We start from the raw sequence: 14,388 nt of genomic DNA on the forward strand, positions 1-14,388 counted from the left end.
AGGCCCGCCATGCCGACACCGACGACCGCACGCTCCGCCGGGCTGCGGTCCTGGCGGGACCTGCTGGGTGAGCACTTCGTGGACCTCGACGTCTCCCCCGCCACCGACGGCGCGCTCGCCGGTGAGGTGCGCAGCCGGGCCGTGGGCTCGCTGCAGCTGTCCCGGGTGCGGTCGGTGGACCAGCTGGCCCGCCGGACCGCGGGCCTGGCGCGGGCCGACCGCCGGCACTTCGTGCAGGTCGGGCTCCTCGAGCAGGGCGCGGCACGGCTGCAGCAGGACGGGCGGGACTGCCGGCTCGACCCCGGCGACTACGCCGTCTACGTCACCGACCGGCCGTTCGCGTGGGAGCTGCGGGCCGGTCCCGGCGCGCCCGCGTGGTCGCTGCTGGTGCTCACGTGGTGTCGGCCCGACCCGGCGGCGCCCGCGCACGGGCTCACCGCCCGGCGGATGGACGGGCGGCACGGGCTGACCGGGGTGCTCGGCCGCATGCTGGCCGACCTTGTGCGCAGCGACGACGCCGTCGACGCCGACCCCGGTGACCGGCTCGCCGGGGAGCTGCTCGAGCTGGTCACCACCGCCGCCGGCGGCGACCGGTCACCGGGAGGGGCGGCGCGGGCGGACCGGGACCTGCTCGCCGCCGTCCGGGCGCACGTGGAGGAGCACCTCGCCGATCCCGGGCTCGACCCGCGGTCGATCGCGGCGGCCCACTTCGTGTCGGTCCGCCAGCTGCACCGGCTGTTCGCCGGCGAGGAGGACACCGTGGCCCGCTACGTCCGGCGGCGGCGACTGGAGCGGGCCCGCGAGGAGCTGGCCCGCAGCGGCGCGCGGGAGCTGTCGCTCACCGCGCTGGCGCACCGCTGCGGCTTCGCCGACCCGTCGGTCTTCGGCCGCGCGTTCCGGGCCGCGTACGGCGTGACGCCGTCCCGCTACCGGGTCCTCGCCCGCGGCTGACCGGTCAGGCGCGGACGGCGGCCAGCACGCGGGCCGCAGCGTCGGCGACCGGGACCTCCTCGCGCTCCCCGCTCGCGCGGTCGCGCAGCTCGACCACACCGTCGGCCAGTCCGCGCCCGACCGTGACGATCGTCGGCATCCCGAGCAGCTCGGCGTCCTTGAACTTCACCCCGGGCGACACCTTGGGCCGGTCGTCGTAGAGCACGGTGAGCCCCGCCCCCACCAGCTGGGTGGCCAGCGCCTCGGCCGCCTCGAACACCGCGGCGTCCTTGCCGGTCGCCACGACGTGCACGTCGGCCGGCGCGATCTCCCGCGGCCAGAGGAGGCCGAGCTCGTCGTGGGTGGACTCGGCGATCGCGGCCACGGCCCGCGAGACGCCGATGCCGTAGGAGCCCATCGTCACCGTGACGAGCTTGCCGTTCTCGTCGAGCACCTCGAGGCCCAGGGCCTCGGCGTACTTGCGGCCGAGCTGGAAGATGTGCCCGATCTCCACGCCACGGGCCAGCTCCAGGGGGCCCGAGCCGTCCGGTGCCGGGTCGCCGGGCAGCACCTCGGCGGCCTCGACGACGCCGTCCCAGGTGAAGTCACGGCCGGCGACGAGGTCGAACACGTGCTTGCCGGCCTCGTTGGCGCCGGTGATCCAGCGGGTGCCCGGGACGACCCGCGGGTCGACGAGGTAGCGGATGCCCGACTCGCTGTCGGCGCCCAGCACCTGCGGGCCGATGTAGCCCTTGACCAGCTCGGGGTGACCCTCGAAGTCGGTGAACGGCTCCACCTCGGCCGGTGCGACCTGCGCCTCCAGGCGCTTGGCGTCGACCTCCCGGTCGCCGGGGACGCCGACGACCAGCGGCTCGCGCGCGCCGTCGGGGTGCACGAGCGTGACGACGACGTTCTTCAGCGTCGAGGCGGCCGTGTGGCCGGCGTCCGGGAACAGCTGCTGGGCGACCGCCACCAGCGTCTCGATGGTCGGGGTGTCCGGGGTGTCCTCGACGTGCGCCGCGGGAAGCCCGTCCAGCGGGATGGCGTCGGGCACGACGGTGGAGACCGCCTCCACGTTCGCGGCGTAGCCACCGGCCGAGCGCACGAAGGTGTCCTCGCCGATCTCGGTGGGGTGGAGGAACTCCTCGCTCTTGGAGCCGCCCATCGCGCCCGACATCGCCGAGACGATCACGTACTCCAGGCCCAGCCGGTCGAAGATCTTGATGTAGGCGTCGCGGTGGGCGGCGTAGGACTTGTCCAGGCCCGCGTCGTCGACGTCGAAGGAGTAGCTGTCCTTCATCGTGAACTCGCGGCCCCGCAGCAGCCCGGCCCGCGGCCGCGCCTCGTCCCGGTACTTGGTCTGGATCTGGTACAGCGACAGCGGGAGGTCCTTGTACGACGAGTACAGGTCCTTCACCAGGAGCGTGAACATCTCCTCGTGCGTCGGCCCGAGGAGGTGGTCGACACCGCGGCGGTCCTGGAGCCGGAACAGGTTGTCGCCGTACTCCGTCCACCGGCCGGTGGCCTCGTAGGGCTCACGGGGCAGCAGTGCCGGGAAGTGCACCTCCTGCGCGCCCATCGCGTCCATCTCCTCGCGGACGACGCGCTCGACGTTGCGGAACACCCGGTAGCCCAGCGGCAGCCAGGTGAAGCCGCCGGGGGCCGCGCGCCGGATGTAGCCGGCGCGCACCAGGAGACGGTGGCTGGGCACCTCCGCGTCGGCGGGGTCGTCGCGCAGCGTGCGCAGGAACAGGGTCGACATCCGCAACAGCACGGGGACATTGTCGGCCTACCGGCCTCCACCGCCGCCAAGTGCCCTCCCGCGGCCCCGTCGAGCCCCGCCGTGTCCCGCGGGGAGCGACGTGCGACACGGCACCGCCGGGCCCGGTGTGGCCGAGCCCGGCGGTGGGAGGGATGAGGTCAGTCGTCGCTGCCGCGGCCACGACCGCGGTCGTCACCGGGGCCGTCGTCGGAGCCGTGGCCGCCGCCGACGCGACCGGCGGAGTCGTCACCGGGCGGGTCGTCGGACCCGTGGCCGCCGCCGACGCGACCGGCGGAGTCGTCCACCCCCGCCCCGGCCGAGGCCGGGCCCGGCACCGGGGCGCTGGGGTACGCGGAGGCGGGTGAGGAGGAGCTGGAGTCCTCCGGCTCGTTCCGGTCGCCGCGCACGCCCTCGTCGAAGAACGACGGGGTGCCGTCGGTGCAGGCGACGTGCACCTCCACCTTCTGGGTGGGGCTCTCGAACTCCACCTCGCCGCCGTGGTCCTGGTCGTCGAGCCACCAGCCCACAGCCGGCGCCGCGGCCACCTGCAGCACGCCGCCCTCGCAGGAGGCGTAGACGGTGCCGCCGACGGTGACGTACTCCCCGGAGGCCGGCGCCGCGACCGGCGGCTCGGGCGCCGGGACGCTCGCGGTGCCGTCCTCCACGGCGGGCACCGACGGGGTCACCGCCGCCGAGCCGGTGGCGGACGCCGGCTGGGGAAGGGGCGAGCGGTCGGCGTCCACGAAGGAGACGGCGAGGAATCCCAGGCCGACGGCCGCAGCCGCCGACGCGGTCCAGAGGGCTCCGAAAGCCACGGTGCGCTTCATGGCGAGGACTCTGTCGTCGCGTCGGTTAAGGCCACACCAAGAGCGTGACAAGGGCGGCACCCGAACTCATCCCCCTGGGTTGGGGAGCCATCGGGACCGGCGCGATCGGCGCTACCGTCCCGCCGTGGCCCAGCTCCTGGTCGTGGAGGACGACGAGCGGATCCGCACCGCCCTGATCCGGGCGCTGCGGGAACGCGGGCACGCCGTGGCCTCGGCCGCCACCGCGCTGGCGGGGCTGCAGCTGGCGGTCGAGGAGCGGCCGGACCTCGTCGTCCTCGACCTCGGCCTCCCCGACCTCGACGGCGGCGAGCTGCTGCGCATGCTGCGCGCGGTGTCGGCCGTGCCGGTGATCGTCGCCACCGCCCGCGACGACGACGGCAGCGTGGTGGCCGCCCTCGACGCCGGTGCCGACGACTACGTGGTCAAGCCGTTCTCCTCCGGGCAGCTCGAGGCCCGCATCCGCGCGGTGCTGCGGCGCGCGTCGGGAACCGACGGCGGGCCGGAGCCGGTGACCGTCGGTGGCCTCACCGTCGACCCGCGCAGCCGCCGGGTGACCCACGCCGGCACACCGGTGGACCTCTCCCCCCGGGAGTTCGACCTGCTCGCCTACCTGGCCGCCCGCGCCGGCACCGTGGTGTCCAAGCGGGAACTGCTCACCGAGGTGTGGCAGCAGCCCTACGGCGGCTCGGACAAGACCGTCGACGTCCACCTGTCGTGGCTGCGCCGCAAGCTGGGTGAGTCCGCCGCAGCGCCGCGGCTGCTGCAGACCGTCCGCGGGGTGGGCGTCCGCCTGGCCGAGCCCGAGCAGTGAGGCGCCGCATCACCCTGCTGGTGGCGGCGACGACCTCGGTCGTGCTGCTGGCGTTCCTGCTGCCCGCGGCCGCCCTGGTCGCACGGGTCGCCGAGTCCCGCGCCCTGGACACCGCCCAGGCCCGGCTGCAGGCGCTCATCCCGGGCGTGGGGCTCGACGAGCGCGAGGAGGTGGCGGCCTCCCTCGCCGTCGGCGACGGCCGGGCGGTGACCGTGCGCTGGAGTGACGGGACCTGGCTCGGCCCCGCCGGCGTCCTGGGCGACGACCCCGCCCCGGCGGGCGCGCAGCGGCGCGAGACCGACGACGGCGTGCACCTGCTGCAGCCGGTCCGCCGCGAGGGTGGGACGGCGGTGGTGGAGGTGTTCGTCCCCGCGTCCGAGCTGCGCGCCGACGTCCCCCGGACCTGGCTGGTGCTGGGCGGCCTGGGCGTCGTCCTGCTGGTCCTCGCCCTCCTGGTCGCCGACCTGCTGGCCCGGTCGCTCACCCGCCCCGTCACCGACCTCGCGACGACGGCGCACCGGCTCGGCAGCGGTGACCTGTCGGCCCGCGTGACCCCGGCCGGGCCGGACGAGGTGCGTGAGGTCGGGCTCGCGGTGAACCGGCTGGCCGGGCGCATCGGCGAGCTGCTGGCGGCGGAACGGGAGTCCGCCGCCGACCTCGCGCACCGGCTGCGCACGCCCCTCACGGCGCTGCGCCTGGACGTCGAGGCGCTGCCCCCCGGCGACCGGGACCGGCTGCTCGGCGACGTCGACGCCCTGACCCGCGGGATCGACGAGGTGATCTCCGAGGCCCGGCGTCCGGTGCGAGAGGGTCTGGGCGCGGGTTGCGACGCCGTCGCCGTCGTGGGCGAGCGGGTGCGGTTCTGGTCGGTGCTGGCCGAGGAGGAGCACCGCGAGCTCACCGTGGCGCTCCCCGAGGAGCCCCTCCCGGTGCGGCTGGCGCCGGCCGACCTCGGCGCCGCCGTGGACGCGCTGCTCGGCAACGTCTTCACCCACACCCCGGACGGCACCTGCCTGCGGGTCGCCGTCCGGCCCCGGGACGGCGGGGGCGCGGAGGTGACGGTGGCCGACGACGGTCCCGGCCTGCCGGCGTCCGCGGTGGAGCGGGGGCACAGCGGCGCCGGGTCGACCGGGCTCGGCCTCGACATCGCCCGGCGGACCGCGGAGGGCTCCGGTGGGGCGATGCGGGTGACCTCCTCCCCCGCCGGCGCCGCGGTCACCCTGGAGCTGGGCCCTCCCCGCTGACGCGCCGGGCTACGCCACCACCCGGCCGCGCAGGATGATCAGCTGCGGGCGGGCCAGGGTGTCGAGGTCGGCCCGCGGATCGGTCTCGTACACGACCAGATCGGCCGCGACCCCCTCCTCGATGCAGGGCAGCCCGAGCCAGTCGCGCGCCCCCCACGACGCCGCGGCCAGCGCCGCCTCGGCCGGCAGCCCGGCGTCGGCCAGGGCACGGACCTCCTCGGCGATCCGGCCGTGCTCGATGCCGCCGCCGGCGTCGGTGCCCGCGAACACCGGCACACCGGCCTCGAACGCCGCGCGGACGACGGCGCCGGAGTTCGCGTACAGCCGGCGCATCGTGCTCGCGTACGAGGGGAACCTCGCCTCCCCCGCGCTGGCGAACTCCGGGAAGTTCTCGACGTTGACCAGTGTCGGGACGACGGCGGTGCCACGGGCGGCCATCTCCCCGATGAGCTCCTCGGTCAGGCCGGTGCCGTGCTCGATGCAGTCGATGCCGGCCCCGATGAGGTCGGGCAGGGCACCGGTGCCGAACGTGTGCGCGGTGACCCGCGCGCCCTCCTCGTGCGCCGCCGTGATCGCCGCGGCGAGGGCGTCGGCCGGCCACTCGGGGGCGAGGTCCCCGACCCCCCGGTCGATCCAGTCGCCGACCAGCTTCACCCACCCGTCGCCGCGGCGGGCCTGCGCCCGCACCTCGGCGGCGAGGTCCTCGGGCGCCAGCTCGATCGCCAGGCCGGGGATGTACCGGCGCGGTGCGGCCAGGTGCCGGCCGGCGCGGATGATCTGCGGCAGGTCCGGCTCGCCGTCCAGCACCCGGGTGTCGACCGGGGAGCCGCAGTCGCGCAGCGCCAGCACGCCCGCGGCCCGCTCGGCCAGCGCCTGCTCGCGCAGCCCGTCGAGGTCCTCCACGCGCACGCCGCCACGGCCGATGCCGACGTGGCAGTGCGCGTCCACCAGGCCGGGCACCAGCCAGCCGCCGCGGCTGACCGTCTCGGCACCGGGTACCGGCTCGGCGGTGATCCGGCCGTCGCGCACCCACAGGTCGCGGTGCTCCCCCTCGGGGAGCACGACACCGGACAGGTGCAGGGCGGGGGCGCTCACCGCGAGGGCCGGTCGTCCCCGGGCGGGTCGAAGTTCAGCTTGGTGAGGTCGGGCAGCCCCTGACCGTTGGCGAGACCGGGCGGCAGGGCCGGCATCCCACCCGGGAAGCCACCGGGCACGCCACCACTGGGGAAGCCGGCACCGGGCGGCAGGCCGGGCGCGCCCATCGGCCGGCGGGCGGGACCGCCCTTGCCCTTGCCCTTGCCCTTCTTGCCCTTGCCGCGCGTCTGGGCCTGCATCTGGCGTCCGCGGGCCTTCTTCGACATCGGGCCCATCCCCGGCAGGCCCATGCTGCCGGCCATCTGGCCCATCATCTTCTGGGCCTGGGCGAAGCGTTCCAGCAGCTGGTTGACCTGGGTGACGGTCACACCGGAGCCGTTGGCGATGCGGACCCGCCGCGACGCGTTGATGATCTTGGAGTTGACCCGCTCCTCCGGCGTCATCGAGCGGATGATCGCCGCGGTGCGGTCCAGGTCGCGGTCGTCGACCTGCTTGAGCTGCTCCTTCATCGCCCCGGCGCCGGGCAGCATGCCGAGCAGGTTGGCGATCGGGCCCATCTTGCGGATCGCCATCATCTGCTCGAGGAAGTCCTCGAGGGTGAAGCCCTCCCGCGAGGCCAGCTTGCCGGCCATCCGCTCGGCCTGCTCGGTGTCGAACGCCTGCTCGGCCTGCTCGATGAGGGTGAGCACGTCGCCCATGCCGAGGATGCGCGAGGCCATCCGCTCGGGGTGGAAGACGTCGAAGTCGCTCAGCTTCTCGCCGGTGGAGGCGAACATGATCGGCTGACCGGTGACGTACCGGACCGACAGTGCCGCACCACCGCGGGCGTCACCGTCGAGCTTGGTCAGGACGACGCCGCTGAACCCGACACCGTCGCGGAACGCCTCGGCCGTGGTGACGGCGTCCTGACCGATCATCGCGTCGACGACGAACAGCGTCTCGTCCGGCTGGACGGCGTCGCGGATGCCGGCGGCCTGCGCCATCAGCTCCGCGTCGATGCCCAGCCGGCCGGCGGTGTCGACGACGACGACGTCGTGCATGGTGCGGCGGGCGTGCTCGATGGAGTCCGCGGCCACCCGGATGGGGTCGCCGATGCCGTTCCCGGGCTCGGGCGCGAAGACGTCCACCCCGGCCTGGCCGGCGACGATCGACAGCTGGTTGACCGCGTTGGGCCGCTGCAGGTCGGCGGCGACGAGCAGGGGGGTGTGGCCCTGCGACTTCAGCCAGCGGCCGAGCTTGCCGGCCAGCGTCGTCTTACCGGAACCCTGCAGACCGGCGAGCATGATGACCGTCGGCGACTGCTTCGCGTAGCGCAGCCGCCGGGTCTCCCCGCCGAGGATCTGGATGAGCTCCTCGTTGACGATCTTGATGACCTGCTGGGCGGGGTTCAGCGCCTGGGAGACGTCCGCGCCGCGGGCCCGATCCTTGACCGCGGTGATGAACGCCCGCACCACCGGCAGCGCGACGTCGGCCTCCAGCAGCGCGATGCGGATCTCGCGCGCGGTCGCGTCGATGTCGGCGTCGGTCAGCCGGCCCTTGCCGCGCAGACCGCTGAAGACCTTGTCCAGGCGGTCGGAGAGGGTCTCGAACACAGCACGTCCTCGGTACGTCGCGGGCGCGGCCCGCCGGTCGGACCGACCGGCTGCTCGGCTGCCGGCACCCGGGGGACCCCGGCACCGTCGCGCCACCTCCGGACCAGCCTAACGAGCGCGGCGTCCCGCGCGGCGTCGCCGGCCGACGAACGGCGGGCGACCCCTGCCGGACCCGGCCCCGTCCCGAGCCCGCGAGGGGTGGGGCGACGGGGCCGTCGACGAGCGGTGGGGGGAGGTCCTCCGTCAGGCCGCGCGGGCGACGGCCGCGGCCACGGCGGCGGCGCCGGAACCGCCGACCACCGCGACACCGCAGTCGGCGCAGGCCCACTCGGGGCACTCCCCGCCGTCCTCGGTGTGCCCGTCGACGCACGGCGGCTGCACGAACTCCCGGTCGTCCCCGCAGGCCGGGCAGCGCCACACGCGCCCCTCGGCCGCCGCGATCTCGAAGGACCGGTGGTCCATCAGCGAGCTCCCTCCGCGTCGGCGGGACCGGTCCGTCCCACTCGCCTCCGACGGTGACACGGGGTACCGACAGGACCGCGGACCTCAGCCCGGCGTGTCCTCCCTCGCGGGCACCGGCTCGGCCACCCCGCCGCGGACGGCGGCGACCAGGGCGGCCTCCACCCGGGTCCGCTGCCCGTCGTCGATCGGCACCCCCGACGGGTTGCTGACGTAGAAGTGGTCGGCGGCGTCGGCGCCGAGGGTCTCGATCCGGGCGGAGGTGACGTCCAGCCCCTCGGCGGCGAGGGCCGCGGTGAGCCGGTAGAGCAGGCCGGCCCGGTCGTCGGCCCGCACCTCGACGATGCCGGTGGCGTCGCCGGTGACCTCGCCGTTGTGCCAGGAGATCCGCGGCGGGGCCGTCCGGACGCCGTCCTGCCGGTAGTCCGCCTCCCGCTGCCGCAGCCGGTCGGCCAGGGGCAGTGTCCCCTCCAGGGCCGCACGCACGGCGTCGGCCAGGATCGACGGCACCGGCACCCGCCCGAAGCGCGGCCGGACGGCGAACACGGCGGTCGCCCGGCCGCCGGCGACGTTGACCTTCGCCGCCCGCACGTCGAGCTGGTTGAGGGCCAGCACGCCGGCCAGCGAGCTGAACAGCCCGGGCCGGTCGGGGGCGCCGATGGTGACCTGCTGGCCGTCGGCGACGTCCTCGACCCCCACGGTGACGCCGCCCGCGCCGGGCAGTCCGACGGGGGCGGAGCTGACCTGGGGCTCGACGGGGTGCAGCACGGGCTCGGCGTCCCGGGCTGGGGCGCCGCTCAACCGGCCCTGCACGCGCGCGACCAGGGCCGCCACGAGATGGGCCTTCCACGGGCTCCACGCCGAGGTGCTCGTGGCGGCGCCGTCGGCCTGCGCCAGGGCGTGCAGCAGCTGCAACAGCGCGGGATCGTGGCCGATCGTCACCGCGACCCGGTCGATCGTCGCCGGGTCGTCGATGTCACGGCGGGTGGCGGTGTCGGGCAACAGCAGGTGGTGGCGCACCATCGCGGCGAGCGTCGCGACGTCGGCCTCCGAGAAGCCCATCCGGGTCGCGATCCCCGCCGCGATCTCCTGCCCGACGACGCTGTGGTCACCGGGCCAGCCCTTGCCGATGTCGTGCAGGAGCGCGCCGACCAGCAGCAGGTCGGGCCGGTCGACGTCGTGGGTCAGCTCGGCGACGGCCGCGGCCGCCTCGACCAGGTGCCGGTCGACGGTGAACCGGTGCCAGGGGTGGCGCTGCGGCAGGGAGCGGACCCGGTCCCACTCGGGCAGCAGCCGGGACAGCAGCCCCTCCTGGTCCAGCTGCTCGAGCACCGCGACGGCCGACCGGCCGCTGGCCAGGAGCCGGAGGAACGACCAGCGCACCTCGGCCGGCCACGGCTCGGGCACCGGCGGGGAGTGCACGGCGAGCACCTTGAGCGTGTAGGGCGACAGCAGCAGGTCGGCCCGCGCGGCCGCGGCGGCACCGCGCAGCAGGAGACCGGGATCCGCGGCGGGGCGGGCGTCCCGGGCCAGCACGACCTCGTCGCCCTGGCGGACCACACCCTCGGCCAGCGGCTCGCGCCGCACCCGCCGGTAGCGGCTGCGGGGTCGGCGCACCAGGGCCGCCTCCACCCGCCGCCAGGTCTCGTCGGCGACGAAGGCCAGCCGCCGCCCGGCCAGGCTCACCTCGCGCAGCAGCGCGTCCTCGTCGGGCAGCCCGAGGGCCACCGCGACCGGCCGCTGCTCCTGGCGGACCAGCACGTCGGTCGCCCGTCCGGACCGCCGGCGCAGCTCGTCCCGGACGTCGAGCAGGAACGCGTAGGCCGCCTCCACGTCGGCGGTCGGCTCGTCGGCCAGCTGGGCGGCGGCCACCGCGCGCAGGACCTGGCCCTCGCGCAGGCCGCCGTAGGCCTCCTTGAGGTCGGGCTCGAGCAGGAACGTCAGCTCGCCGACCTGACGGGCGCGGCCGCGGCGGAGGTCCCGCAGCTGGGGCAGCAACCGGGACGCCGACTGGCGCCAGCTGGCCAGCGTCGCGGTGCGCAGGGCGGCGGCGAGGTCGGCGTCGCCGGCCACCAGCCGGGCGTCGAGCAGCCCGAGCCCGGCCTTGACGTCGGTGGAGGCGACCCCGACCGCCTCGGCGACGGTGCGCACGGAGTGGTCCAGCCGCAACCCGGCGTCCCAGATCGGGTACCAGACGGCGTCGGCGAGGGCCGCGATCTCCGGCCGCCCGTCGTGGACCAGCACGAGGTCGAGGTCCCCGTGCGGCGGGAGCTCGCGGCGGCCCAGGCTGCCGACCGCGACCAGCGCGATCCCGTCGGCGCCCGTGCGCTGGCCCACTCCCCACCCACCCGCGCCGCGCCTCGGACGGGGCGGTGGGGTGCTCGCGACGGCGTCGTCCAGCAGTCCCGCCAGCCAGGAGTCCAGCTCCTCGCCCCGCCGCGCTCGCGGCAGTGCGGGCAGCGACCCGGTGTCCAGCACGTCTCCCCCTCCGGTTGGTCCTGACCGTGGAAACGACGTCGGCCGGGACGGCGGGTCCCCCCACCACCCCGGCCGACACTGAGCGGTCCGGCCCCGTCCTCCGCGCGCCGGGCATGCGGGGCGCGGAGGACGGGGCCCTCCTCCTAGAGGGCGTCGGCGCCGCGCTCGCCGGTGCGGACCCGGACGATCTCGTCGATCGTCGTCACCCACACCTTCCCGTCGCCGATCTGGCCGGTGGACGCCGCCTCGACGATGGCGTCGACCACCCGCGCGGCGTCGATCTCGCCGACGACGACCTCGATGCGGACCTTCGGGACGAAGTCCACCTGGTACTCCGCGCCGCGGTAGACCTCGGTGTGACCGCGCTGGCGGCCGAAGCCCTGGACCTCGCTGACGGTCAGCCCGGCGATGCCGATCAGCTCGAGGGCGTTCTTGACGTCGTCCAGCTTGAACGGCTTGACGATGGCGGTGACGAGCTTCATGCCCGGACCCCTTCCGTGTTACGGGCCTCGGCGCGCGCCTGGCCGGTCAGTGGTGCGGTGGAGCCACCGCCGCTGGTGAGAGAGGTGAAGTCGTACCCGGACTCGGCGTGGACGACCGTGTCGATGCCGGCCACCTCGTCCTCCTCGGTGATGCGGAAGCCCATGGTCTTCTGGATGGCGGTCCCGATGATCCAGGTGGCCACGAACGACACGACCAGGACCACCGCGGCCCCGACGACCTGCCGCCACAGCTGGTCGACACCACCGCCGTAGAAGAGGCCGTCGACTCCGGCCGGGGCCTCCGCGGTGGCGAGGAAGCCGACGGCGATGGTGCCCCACAGGCCGCCGACGAGGTGGACGCCGACGACGTCCAGGGAGTCGTCGTAGCCCAGGCGGTACTTCAGGCCCACGGCCAGGGCGCACAGTGCGCCGGCGACCAGGCCGAGGGCGATCGCGCCCATCGGCGAGACCGACGAGCAGGCCGGCGTGATGGCGACCAGGCCCGCGACCGCCCCGGAGGCGGCCCCCAGCGAGGTGGCGTGCCCGTCCCGCAGCTTCTCGGTGGCCAGCCAGCCGAGGATGGCGGCGCTGGTGGCGACCAGGGTGTTCACCCAGACGACGGCCGCGGAGTTGTTGGCCGCGAGGGCCGAGCCGGCGTTGAAGCCGAACCAGCCGAACCACAGCAGGCCGGCGCCGAGCATGACCAGCGGGAGGTTGTGCGGGCGCATCGCCTCGCGGCCGAAGCCGCGCCGCTTGCCGAGCACGAGCGCGAGCGCCAGGGCCGCCGCACCGGCGTTGATGTGCACCGCCGTGCCGCCGGCGAAGTCGATCGCCAGCAGGTCGTTGGCGATCCAGCCGCCGACGTGGCCCTCGGCGTCGAAGTCGAACACCCAGTGGGCGATCGGGAAGTAGACGACCGTGGCCCAGATGCCGGCGAAGACCATCCAGGCGCCGAACTTGGCCCGGTCGGCGATGGCGCCGGAGATCAGGGCCACGGTGAGGATGGCGAACACGGCCTGGAAGCCGACGAAGGCCATAGTGGGCAGCCCGCCGGACTCCGAGGTGAGGTCCTCCATCAGGCCGTTGAGCCCGAGGAACTCGGTCGGGCTGCCGAGCAGGCCCCCGCCGACGTCGTTGCCGAAGGCCAGCGAGTAGCCGTAGAGCACCCAGAGGACGCCGATCAGCGCCAGCGCTCCGAAGCTCATCATCATCATGTTGAGCACGCTCTTCGCGCGGACCATGCCGCCGTAGAAGAGGGCCAGGCCTGGGGTCATCAGCAGCACGAGCGCCGCGCTGGTGAGGATCCAGGCCGTGTCGCCGGTGTTGACCACGGCAACCTCCTGAGTGGGTCTGGGCCGGACGGCCGCATCGGGGTGGCGGCCGGTGCACCTGGGTGCACCGGATGGGGCTGCGCGCGCCGACCGGTGTCCCGGCGGGTGGCGACGTGGCGTTCACGGTGCCGCCCGCCTGTTTCACCTGAGGACGTGTCGCTGTTTCCGGGCGGTGAACTCCGGGCCGCGTGTCCGGCCGGTGTGTTCCGGCCGTGTTGCGCAGCCCCCCGGCGTGGAGACGGTCACGCCGGATCGCGCCTTGTTGCGACCCGTGTGCAGTTGCGAAGGAGGTGCAATAAGGTCGCGTCGGCGCAGGCCGCGCCGCACCGACGACACACCCCGAGGAGGCAGCGTGCACGTACCCGACGGGTTCCTGGACGCCCCGACGTCCGTGGCCACCGGGGTCGTGGCCGCCGGCGCGGTCGCGGTGGCCCTGCGCGGCGCGCGCCGCGAGCTCGACGAGCGGACGGCTCCCCTGGCCGGCCTCACGGCCGCCTTCGTCTTCGCGGTGCAGATGATGAACTTCCCCGTCGGCGCCGGCACCAGCGGTCACCTGATCGGCGGCGCGCTCACCGCCGTCCTGGTCGGGCCGTGGACGGCGGTGCTGTGCATGACGGTGGTCCTCCTCGTCCAAGCCGTGCTGTTCGCCGATGGCGGGCTCACCGCGCTCGGCACCAACGTCGTGCTCCTGGGCGTGGTCGCCGTCGGCGTGGGCTACGGCGTCTTCCGGCTGCTGTCGGCCGTGCTCCCGCGCACCCGTACCGGCGTGCTGACCGCGGCCGGCGTCGGCGCCTTCCTCTCGGTGCCCGCGTCCGCGCTCGCCTTCGTCGGCCTGTTCGCCGTGGGCGGCGTGGCCGACGTCCCGCTCGGCGCCGTGGCCACCACCATGGGCGGCATCCACCTGCTGATCGGCCTGGGCGAGGCGGCGATCAGCGTCGCCGTCCTCGGCACGGTGCTCGCCGTCCGGCCCGACCTGGTGCACGGCGCGGCAGCGCTGCGCCGACCGGCCGACCTGGCCCGCCGGTCGGCCCCGGTCGAGGCGGGCGCCCGGTGAACGCCCCCCGCCGCACCCGGGGCCTGTGGATCGCCGGGCTGCTGGTCGCCCTGCTCGTCGCCGGCGTGGGCAGCTGGTACGCCAGCGGCTCTCCCGACGGGCTGGAGTGGGCAGCGGAGGAGACCGGCTTCTCGCACACCGCCGAGGACAGCCCCGTCGCCGACTCCCCCCTCGCCGACTACGCCGTGGCCGGCGTCGAGTCCGAGCGGCTCTCCGGCGGGCTGGCCGGGGCGGTGGGCGTTGCGGTGACGCTGCTGCTGGCCGGTGGCCTCACCCTCCTGGTCCGCCGGCGCGGGCGCGAACCCGCCGGCGTCGGCGACTGA

General features: G+C 75.4%; 13 protein-coding genes. 5 read left to right on the plus strand and 8 right to left on the minus strand.

The window, feature by feature from the left end; all coding sequences use genetic code 11:
- Positions 1-9: 9 nt before the first annotated feature.
- Positions 10-951 carry a helix-turn-helix domain-containing protein gene (locus ACI78V_RS07005; RefSeq protein WP_456850110.1) on the plus strand — a complete coding sequence of 314 codons (942 nt, stop codon included), beginning with the start codon at positions 10-12 and terminating at the stop codon, positions 949-951.
- A 4-nt stretch (positions 952-955) separates the two neighbouring features.
- Here ACI78V_RS07005 and ACI78V_RS07010 read toward each other — a convergent pair whose 3' ends face one another.
- A complete protein-coding gene (locus tag ACI78V_RS07010; protein ID WP_456850111.1) occupies positions 956-2,704 on the minus strand; it encodes a proline--tRNA ligase in 1,749 nt (582 codons plus the stop codon).
- Between the two features lie 146 nt (positions 2,705-2,850).
- A complete protein-coding gene (locus tag ACI78V_RS07015) occupies positions 2,851-3,519 on the minus strand; it encodes a hypothetical protein (RefSeq protein WP_456850112.1) in 669 nt (222 codons plus the stop codon).
- A gap of 124 nt (positions 3,520-3,643) precedes the next feature.
- On the opposite strand from ACI78V_RS07015, the gene ACI78V_RS07020 reads away from it, so the two are divergent.
- The gene (locus ACI78V_RS07020; RefSeq protein WP_456850113.1) at positions 3,644-4,330 is read left to right on the plus strand and encodes a response regulator transcription factor; all 687 of its coding nucleotides are present in this window, start codon (positions 3,644-3,646) and stop codon (positions 4,328-4,330) included.
- Positions 4,327-5,574: a sensor histidine kinase gene (locus tag ACI78V_RS07025; protein ID WP_456850114.1), complete on the plus strand. Its 1,248-nt coding sequence runs from the start codon at positions 4,327-4,329 to the stop codon at positions 5,572-5,574. Before ACI78V_RS07020 ends, ACI78V_RS07025 begins: the two co-directional genes overlap by 4 nt.
- Before the next feature lie 9 nt (positions 5,575-5,583).
- On the opposite strand, the gene ACI78V_RS07030 is transcribed toward ACI78V_RS07025, so the two are convergent.
- From ACI78V_RS07030 to ACI78V_RS07055, 6 genes are all read right to left on the minus strand, one after another.
- Positions 5,584-6,669, minus strand: coding sequence for an amidohydrolase family protein (locus ACI78V_RS07030; protein WP_456850115.1), 1,086 nt, complete (start codon positions 6,667-6,669; stop codon positions 5,584-5,586).
- Positions 6,666-8,261, minus strand: coding sequence for a signal recognition particle protein (gene ffh, locus ACI78V_RS07035; RefSeq protein ID WP_456850116.1), 1,596 nt, complete (start codon positions 8,259-8,261; stop codon positions 6,666-6,668). Before ffh ends, ACI78V_RS07030 begins: the two co-directional genes overlap by 4 nt.
- 243 nt (positions 8,262-8,504) lie before the next feature.
- The gene (locus ACI78V_RS07040) at positions 8,505-8,723 is read right to left on the minus strand and encodes a hypothetical protein (protein ID WP_456850117.1); all 219 of its coding nucleotides are present in this window, start codon (positions 8,721-8,723) and stop codon (positions 8,505-8,507) included.
- Between the two features lie 84 nt (positions 8,724-8,807).
- A complete protein-coding gene (locus ACI78V_RS07045) occupies positions 8,808-11,198 on the minus strand; it encodes a [protein-PII] uridylyltransferase (RefSeq protein WP_456850118.1) in 2,391 nt (796 codons plus the stop codon).
- A 143-nt stretch (positions 11,199-11,341) separates the two neighbouring features.
- Positions 11,342-11,680: a P-II family nitrogen regulator gene (locus ACI78V_RS07050; protein WP_097208882.1), complete on the minus strand. Its 339-nt coding sequence runs from the start codon at positions 11,678-11,680 to the stop codon at positions 11,342-11,344.
- Complete coding sequence (locus ACI78V_RS07055; RefSeq protein WP_456850119.1) at positions 11,677-13,011, minus strand: ammonium transporter; 1,335 nt, start codon at positions 13,009-13,011, stop codon at positions 11,677-11,679. The genes ACI78V_RS07050 and ACI78V_RS07055 overlap by 4 nt, the downstream gene beginning before the upstream one ends.
- A gap of 352 nt (positions 13,012-13,363) precedes the next feature.
- Between ACI78V_RS07055 and ACI78V_RS07060 the strand changes: the two genes are divergently transcribed.
- Both ACI78V_RS07060 and ACI78V_RS07065 read left to right on the plus strand, forming a co-directional pair.
- On the plus strand, positions 13,364-14,065 hold the full coding sequence (locus ACI78V_RS07060; RefSeq protein WP_456850120.1) for an energy-coupling factor ABC transporter permease: 702 nt from the start codon (positions 13,364-13,366) through the stop codon (positions 14,063-14,065).
- Positions 14,062-14,388: a PDGLE domain-containing protein gene (locus tag ACI78V_RS07065; RefSeq protein WP_456850121.1), complete on the plus strand. Its 327-nt coding sequence runs from the start codon at positions 14,062-14,064 to the stop codon at positions 14,386-14,388. The genes ACI78V_RS07060 and ACI78V_RS07065 overlap by 4 nt, the downstream gene beginning before the upstream one ends.

Source organism: Geodermatophilus sp. SYSU D00742 (genome assembly GCF_054049935.1).

Bases quoted from the DNA above. Each gene is read 5' to 3' on its own strand.
- ACI78V_RS07015 (WP_456850112.1), bottom strand. From the start codon at position 3,519: ATGAAGCGCACCGTGGCTTTCGGAGCCCTCTGGACCGCGTCGGCGGCT.
- ACI78V_RS07050 (WP_097208882.1), bottom strand. From the start codon at position 11,680: ATGAAGCTCGTCACCGCCATCGTCAAGCCGTTCAAGCTGGACGACGTC.
- ACI78V_RS07005 (WP_456850110.1), top strand. From the start codon at position 10: ATGCCGACACCGACGACCGCACGCTCCGCCGGGCTGCGGTCCTGGCGG.
- ACI78V_RS07040 (WP_456850117.1), bottom strand. From the start codon at position 8,723: ATGGACCACCGGTCCTTCGAGATCGCGGCGGCCGAGGGGCGCGTGTGG.